Origin of the sequence: Pseudomonas sp. K5002 (genome assembly GCF_013386655.1) — a bacterium.
In the GTDB taxonomy this organism is placed as follows: domain Bacteria; phylum Pseudomonadota; class Gammaproteobacteria; order Pseudomonadales; family Pseudomonadaceae; genus Aquipseudomonas.
Genome location: NZ_JACARK010000418.1, coordinates 2,351 through 2,880, shown reverse-complemented (window position 1 = coordinate 2,880; position 530 = coordinate 2,351). Strand labels below are relative to the sequence as shown.

Annotated in this window: 1 protein-coding gene; it reads left to right on the top strand. The window is 63.2% G+C overall.

The window, feature by feature from the left end:
- Positions 1-516, top strand: a 516-nt coding sequence (locus HX846_RS19185) for a response regulator transcription factor (RefSeq protein WP_178965910.1), incomplete at its 5' end; no start/stop codon positions are given.
- Between the last annotated feature and the right edge of the window lie 14 nt (positions 517-530).

Genomic DNA, 530 nt, shown 5'->3' with positions numbered 1-530 from the left:
GCGGTGATGCCCGGCCTGGACGGCTTTGAAACCTGCCGCCGGCTCAAGGCACAACCGGCCAGCGCGGACATTCCGGTGGTGTTCATGACCGGGCTCACCGACAGCAAGCATGTGGTGCAGGGGTTCGAGGTGGGCGGCAGCGATTACGTGACCAAGCCGATCCAGACCGATGAAGTGCTGGCGCGGGTGGCGGCGCATTTGCGTACGTCGCGGATTTTGCTGTCGGCGCGTGCGGCGACACAGCCGAGCGTGATCACCCTGGAGGATGAGCCGGCGCACAAGCTGTTGTCGGCGCGGTTTCAGTTGACGGAGCGGGAAGTGGAAGTGCTGCGTTGGGTGGCGTGTGGCAAGACCAATCGGGATATTGGCGACATTCTTGGGTTGAGTCCGAGGACGGTGAACAAGCATCTGGAGCATGTGTATGTGAAGCTGGGAGTGGAGACGCGCACGGCGGCGACTTCGGTGGCGATGGCGGCGATGAGTCCAACCCGGATCCCACAGATGGCCACGGTCTAAAATGTGGGAGCGGG